The sequence below is a fragment of the Actinomyces urogenitalis genome (genome assembly GCF_002861525.1).
GTDB classification, from domain to species: domain Bacteria; phylum Actinomycetota; class Actinomycetes; order Actinomycetales; family Actinomycetaceae; genus Actinomyces; species Actinomyces urogenitalis.
Map to the genome: position 1 here is coordinate 198,305 of NZ_PKHA01000002.1, position 19,524 is coordinate 217,828.

Annotated in this window: 16 protein-coding genes; 6 read left to right on the top strand and 10 right to left on the bottom strand. The window is 71.3% G+C overall.

The features are described from left to right. Positions 1–15 precede the first annotated feature (15 nt). The 3 genes from CYJ26_RS03560 to CYJ26_RS03570 are packed head-to-tail and all read right to left on the bottom strand — an operon-like array spanning position 16 to position 4,837. A complete protein-coding gene (locus CYJ26_RS03560; protein WP_048683494.1) occupies positions 16–2,178 on the bottom strand; it encodes a DUF6541 family protein in 2,163 nt (720 codons plus the stop codon). After that, on the bottom strand, positions 2,175–3,584 hold the full coding sequence (locus tag CYJ26_RS03565) for a glycosyltransferase (RefSeq protein WP_006549026.1): 1,410 nt from the start codon (positions 3,582–3,584) through the stop codon (positions 2,175–2,177). Before CYJ26_RS03565 ends, CYJ26_RS03560 begins: the two co-directional genes overlap by 4 nt. Next, the gene (locus CYJ26_RS03570; RefSeq protein WP_239668747.1) at positions 3,581–4,837 is read right to left on the bottom strand and encodes a glycosyltransferase family protein; all 1,257 of its coding nucleotides are present in this window, start codon (positions 4,835–4,837) and stop codon (positions 3,581–3,583) included. Before CYJ26_RS03570 ends, CYJ26_RS03565 begins: the two co-directional genes overlap by 4 nt. 117 nt (positions 4,838–4,954) lie before the next feature. On the opposite strand from CYJ26_RS03570, the gene CYJ26_RS03575 reads away from it, so the two are divergent. Further along, positions 4,955–6,604: an asparagine synthase-related protein gene (locus CYJ26_RS03575; protein ID WP_006549024.1), complete on the top strand. Its 1,650-nt coding sequence runs from the start codon at positions 4,955–4,957 to the stop codon at positions 6,602–6,604. Between the two features lie 46 nt (positions 6,605–6,650). Here CYJ26_RS03575 and CYJ26_RS03580 read toward each other — a convergent pair whose 3' ends face one another. Then, the gene (locus CYJ26_RS03580) at positions 6,651–7,778 is read right to left on the bottom strand and encodes a glycosyltransferase family 4 protein (RefSeq protein ID WP_101637965.1); all 1,128 of its coding nucleotides are present in this window, start codon (positions 7,776–7,778) and stop codon (positions 6,651–6,653) included. A 36-nt stretch (positions 7,779–7,814) separates the two neighbouring features. Here CYJ26_RS03580 and wecB point away from each other — a divergent pair, with 36 nt between their 5' ends. Next, entirely contained in the window at positions 7,815–8,897 is a 1,083-nt protein-coding gene (wecB, locus tag CYJ26_RS03585; protein ID WP_006549022.1) for a non-hydrolyzing UDP-N-acetylglucosamine 2-epimerase, read from the top strand. 21 nt (positions 8,898–8,918) lie between these two features. Here the strand turns inward: wecB and CYJ26_RS03590 are convergent, their stop codons facing one another. The 5 genes from CYJ26_RS03590 to CYJ26_RS03610 all read right to left on the bottom strand — a co-directional run bounded on the left by CYJ26_RS03590 (position 8,919) and on the right by CYJ26_RS03610 (position 14,374). Then, entirely contained in the window at positions 8,919–10,214 is a 1,296-nt protein-coding gene (locus CYJ26_RS03590; protein WP_006549021.1) for a glycosyltransferase, read from the bottom strand. Next, positions 10,211–11,518 carry a lipopolysaccharide biosynthesis protein gene (locus tag CYJ26_RS03595; RefSeq protein ID WP_006549020.1) on the bottom strand — a complete coding sequence of 436 codons (1,308 nt, stop codon included), beginning with the start codon at positions 11,516–11,518 and terminating at the stop codon, positions 10,211–10,213. Before CYJ26_RS03595 ends, CYJ26_RS03590 begins: the two co-directional genes overlap by 4 nt. 98 nt (positions 11,519–11,616) lie before the next feature. Beyond that, on the bottom strand, positions 11,617–12,609 hold the full coding sequence (locus tag CYJ26_RS03600; protein ID WP_034236830.1) for a Gfo/Idh/MocA family protein: 993 nt from the start codon (positions 12,607–12,609) through the stop codon (positions 11,617–11,619). 2 nt (positions 12,610–12,611) lie between these two features. Beyond that, positions 12,612–13,751, bottom strand: a complete 1,140-nt coding sequence (locus CYJ26_RS03605) for a DegT/DnrJ/EryC1/StrS family aminotransferase (protein WP_006549018.1) — start codon at positions 13,749–13,751, stop codon at positions 12,612–12,614. Then, positions 13,751–14,374 (bottom strand): acyltransferase, encoded by a 624-nt coding sequence (locus CYJ26_RS03610; RefSeq protein WP_006549017.1) that lies wholly within the window; start codon positions 14,372–14,374, stop codon positions 13,751–13,753. Before CYJ26_RS03610 ends, CYJ26_RS03605 begins: the two co-directional genes overlap by 1 nt. Before the next feature lie 109 nt (positions 14,375–14,483). Between CYJ26_RS03610 and CYJ26_RS03615 the strand changes: the two genes are divergently transcribed. Then, positions 14,484–15,200 carry a glycosyltransferase family 2 protein gene (locus CYJ26_RS03615; RefSeq protein ID WP_006549016.1) on the top strand — a complete coding sequence of 239 codons (717 nt, stop codon included), beginning with the start codon at positions 14,484–14,486 and terminating at the stop codon, positions 15,198–15,200. A 12-nt stretch (positions 15,201–15,212) separates the two neighbouring features. Then, positions 15,213–15,596 carry a DUF2304 domain-containing protein gene (locus CYJ26_RS03620; RefSeq protein ID WP_006549015.1) on the top strand — a complete coding sequence of 128 codons (384 nt, stop codon included), beginning with the start codon at positions 15,213–15,215 and terminating at the stop codon, positions 15,594–15,596. On the opposite strand, the gene CYJ26_RS03625 is transcribed toward CYJ26_RS03620, so the two are convergent. After that, entirely contained in the window at positions 15,532–16,398 is an 867-nt protein-coding gene (locus tag CYJ26_RS03625; protein ID WP_006549014.1) for a glycosyltransferase family 2 protein, read from the bottom strand. The two genes, CYJ26_RS03620 and CYJ26_RS03625, sit on opposite strands and share 65 nt — an antisense overlap. A 153-nt stretch (positions 16,399–16,551) precedes the next feature. On the opposite strand from CYJ26_RS03625, the gene CYJ26_RS03630 reads away from it, so the two are divergent. Together CYJ26_RS03630 and CYJ26_RS03635 are read left to right on the top strand one after the other, a co-directional pair. Next, a complete protein-coding gene (locus CYJ26_RS03630; protein ID WP_244902009.1) occupies positions 16,552–17,844 on the top strand; it encodes an LCP family protein in 1,293 nt (430 codons plus the stop codon). 55 nt (positions 17,845–17,899) lie between these two features. Further along, positions 17,900–19,516 carry an LCP family protein gene (locus CYJ26_RS03635; protein ID WP_244902010.1) on the top strand — a complete coding sequence of 539 codons (1,617 nt, stop codon included), beginning with the start codon at positions 17,900–17,902 and terminating at the stop codon, positions 19,514–19,516. The last annotated feature ends 8 nt before the right edge of the window (positions 19,517–19,524 follow it).

Here is a 19,524-nt window from a genome sequence, read left to right on the forward strand (position 1 = left end):
AGGCTACAGGCCGCCCTAGTCACAGGCCGTGATCTCCCAGACTCGCGCAGCACCCCCCACGTCAACGAGATGGAACCCCTCACGGGTGTCCACGTAGTACAGACCGGGGCGCAGGCCAGCCAGCCAGGCACCGTTGAAGAAGGTCGAGGCGTCCTCGTAGTAGTAGCGGATGCGGTGGCTGGTGAGGATCTCGCACACGTGAGCGTCGGTGTGGATGTCACGGAAGTGCTCTCGCAGGTACAGACCGTCCTCATCGGACTCGGCCTGCCCGGCGAACATCCACACCGAGCGCACACCGGCCATAAAAGGAAGCATCGCGGTCCCGGCCACCGGGTCCCCGATGACGACAGCGTCCGGCGGCAGCTCGTCCGCCAGCCGGTCCATCATCTCCTTCTCGTACACGGAGGCGACGTAACGCTGGTTGGAGGACCGTGGGGCGAAGGCACCTCTGACGTCTGCTCTCACGCCCGGCCAGGTCGCCGTCGTCGCCACGAGCAGGCCCACGAGACCACCGGTGACCGCGGCCCGTACCGAGCCGGTCCACGCCCTCGTCCTGGGCTCCCAGGCACGAAGGTCAGGGCGGCGCCCCGTCCTCGCGGCCACGCGGGTCACGCCCCAGGCCACCAGCCGCTGGCCGTGCACCACGACCCAGGGGCCGAGGGCGGACACACCGATGGTGACCAGGAGGAGCGCCGGGGCAGCCGTCATCGCCTTGATACGGTGCGGGTTGTTGTAGAAGACGCCGGTCAGCGCCGAGAGCACGGGAACGGGAGCCATCGCCGCGATGATGAGTGGCAGGCACGCCAGCCAGGCCACGACGGCGCCACGGTGACGCGCCCGCCTCATGCTCACGGCCACGCCACCCAGGCACAGCAGGGCCATGGCGACCAGGGTGGCCTTCATCGTCCAGCCGCCGCCGCCGTAGAACAGCACGAGTGCGGAGACGACCTTCTTCCAGCTGTAGTCCCAGGTGCGGAAGGGGCGGCGTCCGAAGTGCGCCTGCTGCGGCCCCGGCCCCAGGACGACCACCGCCAAGGCGATGACGGCGAGCACGGCGAGGGCAAGGAGAGCCACCGCAAACCGACGCTGCTGGCTACCACCGTGGCGCCACAGTCGCCACGCGGCCAGGAGGAGGCCGGTCCAGGCCACCGCGGCCAGCGGCCAGCCGATGATGATGAGGGTCGCGGGGTGGGTCAGGAGCAGTCCCAGGTAGGCTGGCGCGACCGCGGCCAGGGCCACGACGGCACGGCGGCGCCGGTGGGCTCTCCACAGCCACAGGCCGCGCCGCCACAGGGCGATCGTCCTGGCGGCGATCGCCGGGCACGCCGCCAGGGCGAGCGTGTAGGGCCACACGGCCGTGTCCATGAGCAGCCGCATCGGGTAGATGGGGATGAGGGCGCTGGCTCCCAGCGCCGTCCAGGCCGCGCCGCGGATCTCGGGCAGTATGACCCGCACGAGGTAGACCAGGCCTATGAGGTAGACCAGCGGTACCAGCAGGAGCATGGTGTTGGTGGAGATCACGACCTGGTCCCAGCCGAAGGAGGCGAGCGTGGTGATCTCGTGCCACACCAGCGGGTAGAAGGCGTAGCGCCCGTCCAGGCCGTACATGCCGGCGTTGCCGTTGAGCGAGGAGGCGTTGCCGGTGTGCTCGATGAGCCAGGCCTGGTTGTAGTGGTAGATGGAGTCCGCAGACTGGATCGGTACCGAGGGCCCGGTGCCCGGCAGGATCGGGCTGATCATCACCAACCAGGTGACCACCACGGCAAGCGTGGGCAGCCACCTGGGGCCGGCGAGCGCGGGGATGGAGCCGGTCGGCTCTCCAGGAGCCCCGCCCTTGCTGCCCTGCTCGGGGTACCCGGCTCGGTCCAGCGGTACAGCCAGACAGGTCCGCCAGGTCAGCCGGCGCCCGCGCGCAGCCAGGACTCCCCGCCGGCCGGCCGCGATGAGCGCAGCCAGGCCGAGGACGTAGGTGGCCACCGTCGGCACCCGCCACCACACGCCGAGCTTCTCGAAGACGATCGCGCCCACGCCGTAGACGGCGAAGGTCAGGGCCGGCGCACAGGCCAGGCGTGCCAGCCGGCTACGCGCACCAGCCGCCAGCAGGATGACGAGGCCGGGAGCCCAGGTGACGACGACGAGCATCGCCAGGGTGGGCACGGCCTGGGCCCAGACGGTCACCGGCGCTCCCTGACGTCGCGAGCCTGCCGCACCTGCCGCAGGCGCTCTCCCAGCCGGGTCAGCAGGTCGGGGCGGGCGCGCCGTTCCAGGACGACCTCGCGCATGAGGTGGGCCACGGCCTCCCCGGTGGCGCGCAGCGACCGGTGGGCCTCCACCCAGCCGTGGAGCCTCGCAGCACGCTCCTGGCGGCCGGCCGGGTCCAGGCGGGCGTCAGCCGCGAAGGCCTCGCTCAGCGCCCGGGCGACGTCGCCGTCCTCGTGCCGGGCGACCCAGCCTAGGTCGTGCGCCGCGACGTCGTCGGTGACCGGTCCGGGGCCGGCGTAGAGCACCGGGGTGCCGCACGCCAGTGCGGCCAGGACCTTGGTGGGGTAGGCGAAGTCGTAGCCCAGTCCGGGTTTGATGGACACCAGCGCGCAGGCTGCGCCTCGCTGCCAGCGAGCGGCCTGCTCCGGCGGCATGAGCCCGTGCATGACGACGGCGGGGGCACCGTCCGCCCCCGCCGGAATCTGGGCCGCTGCCTGCGCGATGGCCTCCCAGTCCGAGCCCTGACCCAGGTACAGGACCTGAGCGCTCGGGTGGTCGCGGCGCACGGCGGCCAGGGCGCGGGCGAAGACGCCGGCGTCCTGCCACTCTGAGGCGGTGCCGGCGTAGACGGCGTAGGGGCCGGTGATCCCCATCTCCTGGCGCTCCTGGGCGCGGGGCAGGTCCCCGGCCGTGTCAAAGACGGAGGTGTCGATGCCGTTGGGCACCACCTCGACGTCGTGGGCACCGAGCTGACGGACCTTGTCCGCCACCTCCTCGTTGACGGCGATCACCCGCTGGGCGCCGCGCACGGCGAAGGACTCCATGGCGCGAACAGCAGCGAGCACCACCCCGGGAGCGGAGGTGGAGGTCGCGGCCACGGACCACACGTCCGGGGCGTACCACACGTACGGCAGGCCTCGCAGGGCTGCCGCCACGCGCACGACCACGCCAGTAGTGGGCGGCGGCTCGACGAGTACCGCGTCAGGGCGAGGCTGGACCAGCAGACGGCCGAGCAGCGGGACGTCGAAGGACATGTAGGGCACGTAGCCGCGCAGGTAGCCCGAGGCGTCACGCAGCGCCGGCCACCGCGAGACGCTCACGCCCTCCGGGTCACGGTAGGCGGGTTGCGCCTCCTGGCTGTCCTTGGCTGTGCCGTTGCCGGCTCCGGCGGCTGCCGGGGGCGTGGTCGTCAGGACCCGGACCGGGACGTCGTGGCCCGCGAGCGCCTTCTCCACGCCGTCCAGGCGGAAGGAGGCGGCAGCAGCCTCGGGCAGGTGGATGCGGGTGGCGAGCAGGACTCCACGGCGGCGGGCGAGGTCGGGAGCGGTGGTCAGCTGCCGGCGCACCTGGCGCACTCGGTCCCGCAGCCTCGCTGTGCTCATCCCTGGTCCTTCCCGACAGGCTCGTCGTGCGCCTCGCCCCGTGTTGCTGCCCCGATGGTAGACGGTGGCACCTCACGTCCTGACAGATCGTGAGCAACCTGACGAGCACGGGCCGCCCAGGTCTGCCCAGGCAGGACCTGACGCATGCGAGCGCGCACCTGCGCCAGCTCCCCAGGGTCAGCGCCCAGGCGCCGCAGCAGCGCCGCCAGGGCGCCGGCCTCGTAGGGCAGCGTCCAGCCGATCCCCAGCTCGGCCACGATCCTGCCGGCCTCGGTGCCCTGCGTAGCGATGACGGGCAGCTCGTGCGCCAGGTACTCGTAGAGCTTGTAGGGCACGGCGAAGTCCCAGTACTCGTTAGGCTCGACCAGTAGCACCCCGAGGCCGGCCCGCTCGTAGAGCGGCTCGAGGTCGGCACCTGAGGCGTGGAGGACCTCGTGCCTCCCGTCAGGCAGCAGCGGGGTGTAGTGCTCGGCGGTGGCCTGCCACGCCTCGGGGCGGGTGCACACGGTGAGGTGGCAGCCCTCGACCTCGCCCACAGCCTGGCACACAGCCTCCAGGTGGTAGTTGTCGCCGAGCACGCCGATGAACAGCAGGTCGATCCCGGCACCGGGGTCGCGCTCGAGGGCGGAGCGCGAGGGGGTACGCACGGCGGCCGGGTCCGCGCCCGGCGGCAGCGCGCTCATCGCCTCGGGGGCGAGGACCGGCATATGCGCCCTCATCGCGGCGCTAGGCAGGTACACGCTCACCCCTGCCCGCTTCCACTGGCGCAGCTCGGTGAGGTACAGCGCGCTCAGCGCCCGGTCCACCAACGGGTTGATGTCCTGACGGAAGCGTGGGAAGCGCCAGTACAGGTCGCGGTAGAAGACGCCGGTGCGCACGCCTTGCCTGCGGGCACGGGCGAAGAAGGCGGCATCCATGAGCAGGTGCGGCGGAAGGTGACGCGGCTCGGTCAGGGCGTTGGGGATGGTGGCGTTCTCAGAGTAGATGAAGGCCGGAGGCAGAGTCGGGTCGGCCTCGCGCTGCGCCTGGTAGCGACGTAGCCGTTCCTCGGCACGCCTCATGGCACGGCGCCGGGCGGCGGCGTAGCCCGTCACCTCGACCACCTCGTAGCCCAGGGCCGCGAAGGCCTGACGCATGCGCACCGGGCGCAGCCGGGAGGCGGCCGCACGCTCCACCAGCGGGTAGGGGGCGTGGAAGACCATAAGAGGGCGCTGCGTACTGGTGGCTGCCGGCCTCGTCTCTCGCTGGCTCACGCTTCACCTCTCCGCCCCACGCTGCGGGAGCTGCCCTGGTGGACGATGAGGCCGTCAGTACCCTTCAGGCCGTGTGACACACTAGCAGCACCAGCTCGCCACCCGAGGGAGGAAGCCGTGAAGATCGACCTGGCGCTGCGTGCGCCGCAGTGGGCGGCCCTGACGCCCACAGACTGTGGTGGGCCCTGCGCCGTCGCCCCGGAGTCGTCCGTGCACGTGCGAGCCGACTACCCGTGCCCGGCCCCCACGGACCCACAGGTCCTGCGCTCCCACCCCGGGCGCCTGGCGGCTGTCCGGGTGACGGCCTCGACCGTGGAGCTCGCCGTCGACCGCCTGCGCTCGTGGCCGCTGTTCTGGGCACTGACCGACTTCGGCTCGCGGCTGCTGGTCACCGACTCCCCCTCCGAGCTGCTCGGCTCCCTGGACGCCCCGGCCCTGCTGGCCCCGGCGCGTCGTGAGCTGGCGGACGCCGGCTTCGTCTCCGGGGCGCGCACGCTGCTCTCCGGGGTCCACCAGGTCCCCCAGGGCGCCGTGGTGCGGATCGACCGCGCCACCGGCCAGGCGCACCAGGAGGACTACTCCTTCTTCACCTACACCTCTGAGTCCCTGGACGACCCCGAGGTCATGGCTGAGCGCTTCCTGGCGGCCCTGGACTGCTCGATGACCCGCCTCGTGGAGGCCAGCCAGGGGCTCCGCCTCGTCATCCCGCTGTCTGGTGGCCTGGACTCGCGCCTGCTCGTGGCCTGGCTGGCCCTGCACGACCAGATCCGTCCCGGACGCGCCCTGGCCTTCACCTACGGCGTCCCGGGGGCCCGTGAGGTGGAGGTCTCGCGTCAGGTGGCCCAGCAGGTGGGTCTGGAGTGGCACACCGTGCCCTACGAGCGCCGTGCGGTGCTCGAGCACTGGCACTCCCCCGCCACCGGCCGCTTCCTGGACGCTGCCCACCAGTGGTCCGCGCTGCCGCACATCCAGGACTGGTACGCCCTGTCGACCCTGCGCGACCAGGGCGTGGTGCGCGAGGGCGACGTCTTGCTGCCCGGTCACACGGTGGTCGGCAACATGCACAACCTCGAGCTGCTGGACGAGGTCCCTCTGCCCCGCAGCCAGGTGGCCCGCGCCGTCGTGTGGTACCACCACAACCTTCAGGGGCACCCGCAGCGTGCCTGGCACGACCACTGGGTCACCCAGGGAGTACGTGAGGCCCTCACGCTGGCCGGCTACGACACCAGCGAGCGGAGCCTGCGCAGTGCCGTGGAGGGGTACAACCTGCGTGAGCGCCAGACGAAGTACATCAACAACTCGATGCGTACCTACGAGCACCTGGGGATGGACTGGGCCCTGCCCATGCTCGACCACGAGGTGTGGCAGGCCTGGTCCGCCGGCTCGGCCCGCCTGACCGCGGACCGCAACCTGTACCGCGCGCTCATCGACCGACTGTGGGCTGAGGCTACCGGCTCCGCCACCAGCGGGCAGGACGACTACTACGAGGTCACGCAGGTGTCCCAGGCCACGCGTTCGCGTCTCAAGCAGGCCCTGGCCGCCACGCACCTGCTGGGCGCGGCAGAGCGGAGCTTCTCCACCTGGTCCTCGCTGCACTCCTCAATGGCCTTCGACGCCCTCATCACCGACACCTCGCGCCCGCGCGCCGCGCTCGAGCTCATGGCCGGGCGCAAGACCCTGGGGTTCTGGACGCGCGCCTTCCTGGCGGACTCGTGGTCACGCAGCGCCCGCCTCTTCTGCAACCTGCCGGTGGTCGAGGGGGAGTGACCCCGCCTGTCAGCCCGGCCGAGGCCTAGACCGAGCACACCCTGGCTCAGGCCCCGGCCAGGAGGCCGGCGTAGACCTCGTGGTAGCTGCCGCCCACCACCGGTGAGGAGAAGCTGTCCCCGATCGTGGCGGCCACCTGCGCGGCGCTGACCCGCGCCAGCCGCTCGCGGGTGGCGAGCACCGCCTGCGCCCAGCCCGCCGGGCTGGTGCCAGCCGGCACGATCGTGCCGCTGGTCTCCTGGACGTACTCGGTCTGGCCTCCTGCGTCGGAGACGACGACAGGACGCCCGGCCACGATCGACTCCGCAGCGGAGACGAAGAAGTTGTCGCCGCGGGTGGGGCCGAGGAAGAGGTCGGCTCGCGCCAGCTCCTCACGCACGCCTGCGGCGTCGAGGTTGCCGGTCAACCGCACCTGCTCGGCGATCCCGAGCTCGCTGGCACGGCGGGTGACCTGCTCACGCATCGGCCCCTCCCCCACGAAGGTGAGGGTCGCCTGCTCACCGCGCGAGATCAGCTCGGCGACGATCTCCAGGCACGCCAGCGGGTCCTTGCGCTCGACCAGGCCACCGACCGTCACCAGGCGGATGACGCCGTCGTCGCTGCGCTCCTCCCAGCGCCGGGGAGCCGCCTCGCCGTCGGGGTCCACGATGCAGGGCACGACGAGGGTGGGGGCCTCGGCTCGGAAGTGATGGATCGGCTCGGCCAGGTACTCGCACACGGCCGTCACGACGTCGGGGCGCCGCAGCGCCTGGCCGATGACGAGGCATCCGGCCCGCAACGGCGCCGAGAGCGTGCCGGGGTTGGTCAGCCCCGACCAGTGCTCGGTGTGGACCCACGGCGTGGTCAGCCGGCCCGCCAGGTCAGCGGCGGACAGCGGCAGCAGGGAGCTCATCGCCATCGAGTGCAGGACGTCTGTTCCCTTGAGCAGCGACGGCAGGCGTCTGGCCGCGCCAGCCACGGACAGTGGGCTGGCGGGCGCCATAGGCAGGCGCAGGACCGGGATACCGTTCATGACCAGGTGGCGCGTGCCGTCGTCCTGGTGGGGCGGGACGAGGTGGACGATGCGCAGGTGCGCGCCGGCGTCACGGATGGCAGTACAGTCACGCAGCACGAAGCTGCCGGAGGAGGGGGCGACGACGGTAGGCAACCACGTGGTGACGACGGTGACGCGCATGGTGCGAGTCTAGAGGCCACCGGTAGGCTTCCCCCTATGCGCGTGATGTCGATCGTCGGTGCCCGCCCCCAGTTCGTCAAGCTGGCTCCCGTGGACGCGGCCTTCCGGGCCGCAGGGACTGAGCACATCATCGTCCATACCGGGCAGCACTACGACCCGATGCTCTCCGACGTCTTCTTCTCCGACCTGGGCATCTCCTCCCCTGACGTCCACCTGGGAGTGGGCTCGGGTTCCCACGGGGTCCAGACCGGAGCGATGCTTGCCGCGATGGACTCGGTGCTCGCCGAGCACCGTCCCGACTGGATGCTGGTCTACGGGGACACGAACTCGACGCTTGCGGGAGCCCTCGCCGCGGTCAAGCTCCATGTCCCGGTCGCCCACCTGGAGGCGGGGCTGCGTTCCTTCAACCGGGCGATGCCTGAGGAGATCAACCGGGTGCTCACGGACCACGCGGCGGACCTGCTGCTGGCCCCCACCCAGGTCGCGGCCTCTCACCTGGCGCAAGAGGGCCTGGCCGGGCGTACCGTCGTGGTCGGTGACGTCATGACCGACGTGCTGCTCCAGGTCCGCGACGAGGTCGCCGGCTCTCCCTCACCGGTCATGGAGGAGCTGGGGGTGGAGGACGGCGGGTACTGCCTGGCCACGATCCACCGTGCGGAGAACACCGACGACCCTGAGCGCCTGCGCGCGGTGCTGGACTCCCTGGCCGCGGTGGACCACCCGGTCGTGCTGCTGGCTCACCCCCGCCTGGTCGCCAAGTGCGCCCAGCACGGCATCGACCTCACCGACCGCGGGTCGCTGCGGGTCCATCCGCCGCTGGCCTACCCCGCTCTCATCGCCTCAGCGGTTCACGCCCGCGGTATCGTCACCGACTCCGGCGGCCTGCAGAAGGAGGCGTTCCTGCTGCGGGTGCCGTGCACGACGGTGCGCCCGCAGACGGAGTGGGTCGAGACCGTCGAGCTGGGCTGGAACGTGCTGGTCGAGCCCGGCTCCGCCCTGCTCGAGGCGGTCTCCCGCCCGCGCCCGGCCGAGCCGGGTGCCCAGGTGGCTCACCCTTACGGGGACGGGCACGCGGCCCGTGCGGTGGCTGAGGTCCTCAGCGCCCGCTGCCCCGCCTGAGCCGGGCCGCCCTGCAGGGGGTCACCGAGACTGCCACAGGGCTGCGAGCCCGGCGACGAAGTCCTCGTACTGGCGGCGTGCATCACTCATGCGCGCCCAGGTGTCTCGGGCCTGCTGGCTCATCTGGGCGTACGTGTCCTCTCCCATGTCCATGACGGACTCGATCGCGTCGGCAACCTGCGCAGTCGTGACCTCGACCGGAAGCAGGCGGCCGTTGACGCCGTCGTGCACGATCTCCCCGGTGCCGCCGGCGGCGGTGGCGACCACCGGCAGGCCGGTGGCCTGCGCCTCCATGACGGAGACGGGCACGCCCTCGCCGTCCGAGCAGTTGAGGAAGCAGGAGAAGTCCTGCGTCGCGTACAGCTGCCTGACCTGGGCGTTGGTGAGGTGCCCGGTGAAGGTGATGTCAGCGCCCGGGGCCTGGGTGCGGGCACGCTCGCGCATGGCCTCCAGGCGCTCGGTACTGAACTCGCCGACATGCGTCCAGCGCACCTTCCGACCTCGGCGGTGCAGCTCGGTGACGGCATCGAGGATGAGACCCACCCGCTTGTAGGGGGCCATGTGGGAGCAGGAGACCAGGCTGAAGGGCTCGCTGGGGCGGCGCTGGCGGTAGGTGGCCTGCGGGACCCCGAGGCGCCGGACCTCGATCTTGTCCGAAGCCTGCGGGAAGCGCCGGCGCAGGAAGCCGGCGGCGTAGTCGGAGATGGGGTAGACCTTGTCGACCGCCTCCATGACGAAGCGCCGCGAGGGGACGTAGCCGCGCGGGGCGTCAGCCTCGTCGACGTCGTAGGCGTGGGCGCGCGAGACGACCCGCACGTCTCGCCCCGCCAGCTCGCGTCGGCGCAGCATCCCGCCCAGGGCCGCTCCGGTGAAGAACCAGTAGGAGTAGATCGTGATCCGGCCGGCTCCCTCCAGCCCCAGGGCCGGCAGGAGACGGCGCAGGCGTGCGCGCGCGCTCAGGGCGATGGCGGCGAAGCGCACGTCCATCCCGAAGCGTCCGAAGGAGCGCCACGGCGGGGTCTCGACCATCCGTTCACGGCCCAGGAGGATCTGGCCGGCACGCCCCAGCGCCTGCCAGCGCCAGTCCGGGAAGCGGGAGGCGGACAGCAGGGTGCACCGGGCGTTGGCCGGCAGGGTCCGTGTCTGGCGGGCACCTTCAGACAGACGCACCGGCACGACGACGACCTCGTCAAAGGCTGCGGCAAGCGTCTCGATCTCCTGCTCGAGGAACTCCTCCCCTACCTCGTAGGGGTAAAAGTCGGTCAGCAGCAGGAGGGTCGAGGGCCCCTGGGGGGCGCTGGGGGAGGTCGGGCTCATTCCTGCTCCTTCGTCGTGCCGGTCGTGGTGGTCTCGTCCTGGGGTGGCGCGCCGTCTGACTCACGGGGTCCGTTAGCGTCAAAGCGCCGGGCGGCGTAGTCGGCCATGAGGGTCATGCCGACCAGCAGCACGGCCATCCCGACGCCCAGGACGTAGGCGGTGGGCAGCAGGTCCAGCGGGGACCAGGCGAGCCATGCCAGGGGGGCGGCGGCGTAGACGAGGGAGAAGCCGAGCATCCAGTCCTGGTGACCGGTGACCACGAACAGGTTGGAGACCGGAGAGGTGATGAGCAGCATGAACAGCCAGGGAGTCAGTGCCCTGGCGAATCCTCCGGCACTGTCCCACTGCCCGCCGAAGAAGAAGGGGAAGATCCACGGAGCCAGGGCGTAGATCGCGCCGAAGGGGATGACGCCGATGACCAGGGCCCGCTTGATCAGGCCCCGCACGGCCGGACGCATCTGGCCTGGCTCGATGACGGAGAGCTTCTGGAAGAACACGCGTGAGACGGCCCCGTTGATAAGGATGAGCGGCGCGTCGAGCACACGCCACGCCAGCTGGAACTGGCCGAGGTCAGCCACCGAGTAGCCAGCGATGAGCAGCTGGATCCCCGACAGCCGGATGGCGTCCACCAGGGCGTTGGGGGCGTTGAGCAGCGGCATGCGCCGGTAGCGGCTGGCGACCTCGCGCAGGCTCGGCGCGTCCTGGGGCAGCCGACGGCGCAGGGCGGGGGCCTGGCGCCCCAGGTTGCAGAAGGCGTAGAACTGGCCGAGGGTGTGACCGATGACGAGGCCTGGGAGCCCTCCCAGGCCGGCGACCCCGAGGAGGAGCTGGCCACCAGTGAGACCGATCTGCTGCTCGGCCTGGTTGACGGCGATCACCCGGTAGTCGGAGTGCCGGTTGAACCAGTACTTGGCCAGCTCGATGCCCGCCATGAGCAGGGTGGTCAGCCCGACCATCGGCATCCAGGTAGCGACCTCCTGCCCCCAGTGCCGTGCCACCACCGCACGCAGGGGGAAGGCGGCGACCGTGGCGGTGACGGAGACGGCAACGATGCACCACAGGGCCAGACGGGCCACCGCCAGCGCCTCGGTGTCCCTGCGCGGCAGCATGACCGCCATGTCGTAACGCAGGGCGGCGACCGCCATCACGATCCCTGCCACGGAGGTGTAGGTGGCCAGCATCCCCATGTCGTGCGGGCTGTAGACACGCGCCAGCACCATGGTCATGAGGAAGGAGACCGCCTGGGCCACGGCCGTACCGGTCACGAGGGTGAGCACGTGACGCAGGAAGGGCGAGGAGGCCATGACGGAGGCCGTCCACGTGCGCGCTCGCGCCACGAGGCCGGCGGCGACCGGCGTGGCCGCCTCGTCCTCGTGGCGCGTGGGGGCGTCCTGCTCGGCGGTCAGAGCGTGACCGTCCGGTTCTCGGCCGCGGAGGTCAGCACGGCGTCGATGACGTCAAGCGTGGCCACGCCCTCAGCCATCGTGACGATGCCGGAGGCGTCCCCGCGCACGGCGTCGCGGAAGTGCTCCTGCTCCAGGGCCAGGGGCTCGCGCTTGGGGATGGCGTAGCGGATGACGTCGCCCTCACTCACGCCGCGGAAGTTCGCGATCTGGTCCCAGGTGGACTCGACCGTGCCGTTGGCGTAGAAGGTCAGGTCCCCGGTCAGCGTGTCCGCGACGAAGGCGCCCTTCTCACCCGTGACGATCGTGACGCGCTCCTTGAAGGGCGTGAGCCAGTTGACCGTGTGGGAGACGATGACGCCGTTAGCGAGCCGTCCGGTGGCTACCACCATGTCCTCGTTCTCACGCCCGGAGCGGTAAGCCACCTGGGCCGAGACGCTCTCGTAGGGGGCACCAGCCACCCAAGCGGTGAGGTCGATGTCATGGGTGGCCAGGTCCTTGACCACGCCGACGTCGCTGATGCGCGCCGGGAAGGGACCCTGGCGGCGGGTCAGGACCTGGTAGACCTGCCCCAGCTCACCGGCGTCCAAACGCTCACGCAGCGCCCGCAACGCCGGGTTGCACCGCTCGACGTAGCCGACGGCACCCACCAGGCCCGCCTTGTCAAAGGCCTGCGCCACCCGGCGGCCCGAGGCCGCGGTGGCAGCGATGGGCTTCTCCACCATCGTGTGGACGCCGGCCTCAGCCAGGGCCAGGGCCACGTCCTCGTGATAGATCGTGGGAACGGCGACCATGGCGGCGTCCAGGCCCGCATCAATGAGCGCGGCCACGTCCGGCAGCACAGGCAGCTCGCCGGCCACGCCGAACTTGTCACCGGCCGGGTCCGCGACGGCGACCAGGTCCATGCCTGGCGTAGCGCGGATGACGCGGGCGTGGTGGCGCCCCATCGAGCCCAGGCCGATGAGGCCGACGCGCAGGTTCTTCTCGCTCATGCTCAGGCACCTGCCTTCACTGCAGCGCTGACAGCCTCGACGATCCGCTCCAGGTCAGCCTCACTGAGGGAGGGGTGGACCGGCAGGGACAGGCACTCACGCGCCGCCTTCTCGGTGCCGGGCAGCTCCAGGCCCTGAGCGAAGGGCGCCAGCGAGGACAGGCGGTGGTTGGGGATCGGGTAGTAGACGCCGGAGCCCACCTGCCACTCGTCCTTGAGGAAGGACTGGATGCGGCTGCGCTCCTCTCCGCTGGCTCCCTCGAAGCGGACCGTGTACTGGTGGTAGACGTGGGTGTAGCCCTCAGGCACGAACGGGGTGACCACCCCGGTCACGCCAGCCAGACCCTCGTTGAGGGCGGCGGCGTTGGCCTGACGCTGTACGGTCCAGCCGGCCAGCTTGCCCAGCTGGACGCGGCCGACCGAGGCGTTGACGTCCGTCATGCGGTTGTTGAAGCCCACCAGCTCGTTGGCGTACTGCTTCTCCATGCCCTGGTTGCGCAGCAGGCGCACCTTGCGGGCCAGCTCAGCGTCCGCAGTCGTCACCATGCCGCCCTCCAGGGCGGTCATGTTCTTGGTGGGGTAGAAGGAGAAGGAGCCCCACTGACCGAAGGTGCCCACGGGCGCGCCGTCGATCGCGGCGGCGTGGGCCTGGGCGCAGTCCTCCCACACAGCCAGCCCGTGACGCCCGGCGATCTCCAGGATCGCGGGCATGTTGGCAGGCAGGCCGTAGAGGTGGACGACCTCGATGGCCACGGTCTTGTCCGTGATCGCAGCCTCCACGCTGGCCGGGTCCAGGGTGAAGGTGGCCGGGTCGATATCGGCGAAGACGGGGCGGGCGCCAGCCGCGGCCACGGAGTTGCCGGTGGCGGCGAAGGTGAAGGAGGGGACGATGACCTCGGCCTCAGGGTCCACCGGGCGGCCGGAGTCGCTCAGGGACGCCAGCGTGGCCAGGTGCTGGGCGGAGGTGCCAGAGTTGACGGCCACCGCGTGGGCACCGGCCACGACCTGGGCGGAGAACTCCTCCTCGAAGGCAGCCACCTGCGGGCCCTGGACCACCATGCCGGAGGCGAGGACCGCGTCAACGGCCGCACGCTCCTCCTGCCCGAGGATCGGCTTGGCGGCGGGGATGAATTCGCGTGACATCAGCGGGTCACCTCTCGGATCGTGTCATTGGACTGGTCGAACACAGTACCTGTCACCGGGCAGCGCCACCTCGTGGCACCGGCGAGATAGCCTTCCTCGCCCTCGCTCACGGCCACCAGGGGCTCGCCCGCGCGCCCGACCCAGCCGATGCGCCGAGCCGGCACACCCGCCACGAGCGCGTGCGCGGGAACGTCCTTGGTGACCACGGCGCCGGCGGCCACCGTGGCCCAGGCACCGATCCGCACCGGCGCCACGCACACCGCCCGGGCGCCGACCGAGGCGCCTTCCTCGATGGCGACTCCCACCGGCTCCCAGTCCGAGGCGGACTTGAGCGAGCCGTCCGGGTTGACCGCGCGCGGGAAGTGGTCATTGGTGAGCACCACGGCCGGACCGATGAACACCCCGTCCCCCAGCCTCGCGGGCTCGTAGACCAGGGCGTAGTTCTGGACCTTGCAGCGCTGGCCCATGACCACGCCCTCACCGATGTAGGCCCCGCGCCCCACCACGCACTGGCTGCCGAGGACCGCGTGCTCACGAACCTGTGCCAGGTGCCAGATGCTCGAGCCCTCGCCGATCACCGCGTCCGGGGACACGTCGGCGGAGTCTTGAACCCGTACGGTCATCGCTCTCCTCGTGTGGTCATGGCACCGGCTCCGCGTGCTGACCCGGGAGCGTCCCAGGTGTGAGCCAGTTCAGGCCTATCCTACGGCCCGCGCGTGCGAGAATGCCGAGGTGACTCAGACGAGAAGCTCAGACCGGCCTGCCCCGGCGTGGCACGACCTGGCCGAGACCACCTGGCTCGTCGTCCCGCTGTACAACGAGGCCCAGGTCGTGCGCGAGGTCATCACGCAGGCACGCCAGACCTTCCCCTACGTCGTGGTCGTCGACGACGGCTCCAAGGACGACTCCGTCTCCCAGGCCGAGGCCGCCGGCGCCGTCGTCATCCGCCACCCCATCAACCTGGGGCAGGGAGCCGCGCTGCAGACCGGGATCGACTACGTGCTCACCCGCACGAGCGCGCGCTACCTGGTCACCTTCGACGCCGACGGTCAGCACTCCCCCGTCGACGCCGCTGCCATGGTCACCCGCGCCCAGGCCGAGGACCTTGGCTTCGTGCTCGGCTCCCGGTTCCTTGGGGGGCCCGCCCAGGTGGGCTGGCTCAAGCGCCTGGTGCTGCGCACCGCGGCCCGCGTGGCCTCCCGCACCTCCGGTATGCGCCTGTCTGACGCCCACAACGGGCTGCGGGTGCTGCGCCGTGACGCCGCCGGGATGCTCGACCTGACCCAGAACCGGATGGCTCACGCCTCCCAGATCGTGCGTCAGCTGGGGGACACCGGCCTGCCCTGGAGCGAGCACGCCGTCCACATTGCCTATACCGAGTACTCCAAGGCCAAGGGCCAGTCCCTGTGGAACTCGGTCAACATCCTCGTCGACCTGCTCTTCAGCTGATCAAGGACCACCATGAGCTCCCAGTTCCTCATCCAGACCCTGCTCATCATCGCCGTGGCGGCTCTGGGCTGGATGATGCTGCGCTCGCCCGGAGGCGCGCGCCACCAAGCCGCTCGACGTCTGACGACGCTGCTGTTCGTGCTCTTCGCCGTCGTCGCCATCACGGTGCCCGGGCTCGTCACGCGCGTGGCTCACGTGCTCGGCGTCGGGCGCGGGACGGACCTGCTGCTCTACGCCCTCGTCATCGCCTTCCTGGCCCAGGTTCTGTCCTCCTTCCGGCGTAACGCGGCCCGCGAGCGCCAGATCACCCAGCTCGCCCGCCGCATCGCCCTCAGCGAGGCGCCCGAGCCGCCCGCCGCACCTCAGCCTCCTCGTGAAGGCGCAGACCAGCGCTGACGGCCCAGCGCAGCGGCGCCTGCCAGGGCGCGTCGTAGACGCCGTCGAGGTAGTGGCGCGCCGAGGCGTGGTGGGCGCGGATCATCCGCTCCGGCCGCGCCTTCCAGCTGGCTCCCTGCTCGTGGACGACGACGGCGGAGGGCACCTGCACATTGCGCCAGCCCGCCTGGCTCACCCGGGCCCCCAGGTCCACGTCCTCGAAGAACATGAAGTAGGTCTCGTCGAAGCCGCCGAGCCTGAGCCACACCGCGCGAGGCAGCAGGAGGCAGGCCCCGGAGAGCCATCCCACCTCCCGCAGCCGGTCTGACCCTGCCTGGTCGTGGTAGGCGGCAGAAAAGGGGTTGGAGGGCCACACCCGGGTCAGCAGGGCGTGACCAGTGCCCTTGACCAGGGTGGGAAGAGCCCGGCCGGAAGGGTAGACGCTGCCGTCACTGCCCAGCAGACGCGGCCCCAGGCACCCCGCGGTGGGATCGGCCAGCGAGGCGTCGATGAGGGCGTCAAGGCTTCCGGGGCGCCACACGATGTCCGGGTTGGCCACCACCACCCAGTCCTCGGTGAGCCCGGACGCCGCCAGGTTGGCCCCGCGGCCGTAGCCGAGATTCGTCCCGTCCCCCACCACGTGGGCCCCGTGCCGGGCCGCAGCCGCGCGGACACGCTCGTGCTCGGTGCCGTTATCCGCAATAACGATGCTCACGTCACGGCTCGTGGACGCGGGCACGGAGTCGAGGAAGCGCTCGAGCTCGTTGCCGGGGTTGTAGGCGACGGTCACGATCCTGACGGTTTCAGGGCTGGAGGAGGTCACGCCAGGAGACTAGCCGACCCGACCACCCGCCGCCGTGGGCCAGATCAGCAGGACCGTCAATGAGGCTCACGCCACGGCCCGCCCGTGAAGATCCTCCTCAAGGAGGACGGGATCACAGCCGAAAACACAGAGCCTTTCCCTATGATCGTGTTCGTGTCTTCACGACCTAGGCCTCACGCGCGCCACTCTGTCAAGGACCTGAGCCGCCACGGCGGACGCACCGCCATGGTGAGCGTCCTCGCCGTTGTGCTCTTTGCCGCCTCCTTCGTGGCGATTGCCTACCACGACCTGCAGAGCCAGGTCACGCGGGTCGACGTGGCCGGCATGGTCGGCACCGCCCGGCCCACGCGCACGGACGCGGAGAAGGTGCCGGACGACTACGCAGGAGTCGCCGTCAACATCCTGGTCCTGGGCTCTGACACCCGCGCCGGTGACAACAACGTCGACGACTCCGCCGGCAGCGACGAGGTCGCCGGGGCCCGCTCGGACACCGCGATGATCATGCACGTATCCGCCGACCGCTCGCGGATCGAGGTCGTCTCCATCCCACGCGACACGCTGCTGGAGATCCCCTCGTGCACCCGCGCCGACGGGACCACGACCTACGCCCAGTCCAACGCCATGTTTAACTCCGCTTTCTCCAACGGGGCCGGAGAGGGCACCACCGCCGAGAACATCGCCGCCGGCGCCGCCTGCACCCTCAAGACGGTCGAGCAGCTCACCGGCATCCACATCGACGAGTTCGTCGTCGTCGACTTCGCCGGGCTGCAGCGGATGGTGGACGCCCTGGGCGGCGTGACCGTCTACGTCAGTGACGACATCAGCGACGCCGAGCACACCGGCCTCGTGCTCGACGCCGGCTGCTACCACTTCGACGGCGCCACGGCCCTGCAGTACGCGCGTGCACGCTACGGCGCCGGCGACGGCTCGGACCTCAGCCGCATCGAGCGCCAGCAGAACCTCATGGGCGCCATGCTGCGCGCGGCCCAGTCCAAGAGCCTGCTGTCCAACGCCGACGACCTGTACTCCTTCGCCCGCTCGGCGCTATCCACCCTGACCACCTCCCCGCGCATCGGCAGCCTGACGACCCTGGCGGGCCTAGCCCAGTCGCTGCAGGCCATCGGGATGGAGAACGTCAGCTTCATCACGATGCCCAACGCCCTGGTCGGCGCCCGCGTGGTCCCCACCTACGAGGCAGACAGCGTGTGGGACGCCCTGATCAACGACGTCCCCGTCGGCTCCGAGAACGTCTCGCTCCAGGGAACCGGCGCCACGCCGTCGGCCGACGAGCCGGGGACCGAGGCTGAGGCGACCACCCAGGACCAGGCCGCTGGCGCCCAGGGCGCGCAGGATCCCCAGCAGTCCACTGACACGACGACGACCGGCGAAGCCGCCTCCGAGGTGAGCCAGGACCCGGCCGCCCAGTGCTACGCCTCCGGCTCATGACCTGGTTCCTGCACGTCGATTGCCCTGACCCCCAGCTCAGCGAGGCCCTCCACCTGTGACTCCGACCGACTCCGGCGACCTGCCCCCGTCCTTCGCCCCCGGCTCCGGCGAGCCGCGCCGGTCTCGCCCGCGCCAGGACGATCACGCACAGCCCGCCCCGCGTGCCGGGGCCGGCGCCCCGCCGCCGTCGGTCCCCCCATCCTTCGAGCCCGCACGCTCCCCGCGCTCCCCTCAGCCCGCCTCCACACGCTCGCGGCAGGCCGGCGCGTCCTCACGCCGCCAGTCCCCCTCCTCGCCCGGCTCGCAGGCGGGCCGGGAGACCTCCCGCAGGCAGGCTGCCGGCGCCGCCGCGGCCGGCGGAGACCAGGCCAGTACCCCCTCCCGTCAGGACCCTCGCTCGGGAGCACCACGCCGTCCGGCTGCCGGGCACAGCCACGCTCGTCCCGGCTCCTCTGCCGTCCCCCTGGGCTCGGCTCCGCAGGCGGCTCCCCAGCCCACCCGGGTCATGCCTGCCGGGTCCCAGCACGCTGGAGCCCGCCCGCAGCCCGCCTCCTACCCGCCACGGGCCTCCTACCCTGCTCAGGCTCCCTCCGGCCCCTCCCTGCCGCCGCGTGCGCCTGCCTCGGGTCCGTCCCCGTCCCCTGACTGGCCTGCCGGCCCCCGGGGTCCCGTACCTCCGCAGCCGGCACCACGCCCGGCACGTCGACGCCGTCGCCGCCACCGGCTGCGGTGGGTAGCAGCCGTCCTCGTCCTGGCGCTGGTCCTCGTGGCTGCCCGGGTGGGTTGGCTGGTCCACGCGATCAACTCCGGCCTCGGGCGCGTGGACGCGCTGGTCTCCTCCCCGGATACCTCTGACGGCGAGACCTGGCTGATCGTCGGCTCCGACGCCCGCGGGGCCGGCTCTGGCACCGTCCAGGACGAGACCTCCGGGGCCCGCGCGGACTCGGTCATGGTGCTCAACAAGGCGCCCAACGGCCAGACCTCACTCATCTCCCTGCCACGTGACACCTACGTGACGATCCCGGGCTACGGCGGCAACAAGATCAACGCCTCCTACTCCTTCGGCGGCGCCCCGCTCCTGGTCCAGACGGTCCAGGACCTCACGGGCCTGACCGTGGACCACTACGCCGAGGTCGGCATGGGCGCGGTGGAGCAGATGGTCGACGCCGTGGGCGGAGTCGAGGTCTGCCTGGACTATGACGTCTTTGACCCCGACTCCGGGCTGGTCTGGGACACCTCCCAGGGCACCTGCCAGCGGGTCGACGGCACCACGGCACTGGCCTACTCCCGGATGCGCAAATCGGACCCCACTGGAGACATTGGCCGCGGACTGCGTCAGCGTGCGGTGATCTCCGCCGTCGTCTCCGAGGCGGCCTCCTTCAAGACGCTGACCAGCTTCTCGCGCCAGGACGCCCTGGTTGAGGCCGGCACGCACGCCCTGACGGTGGATGACAAGACGGGCACCACGGACCTGGCCCAGATGATGATGGCCTTCCGCTCCGCCTCCTCCGCGGGCCTGACCGGGGCGCCGCCGATCTCCTCCCTGGACTACCGGCCTGGTGGCATCGGCTCGGCGGTCCTGCTCCAGGACACCACCGCGCCAGACTTCTTCGCCAAGGTGCGCTCAGGCGAGCTGACCACAGCCGATCTCAACCAGCTGGCCACGGGCTAGGCCGCACG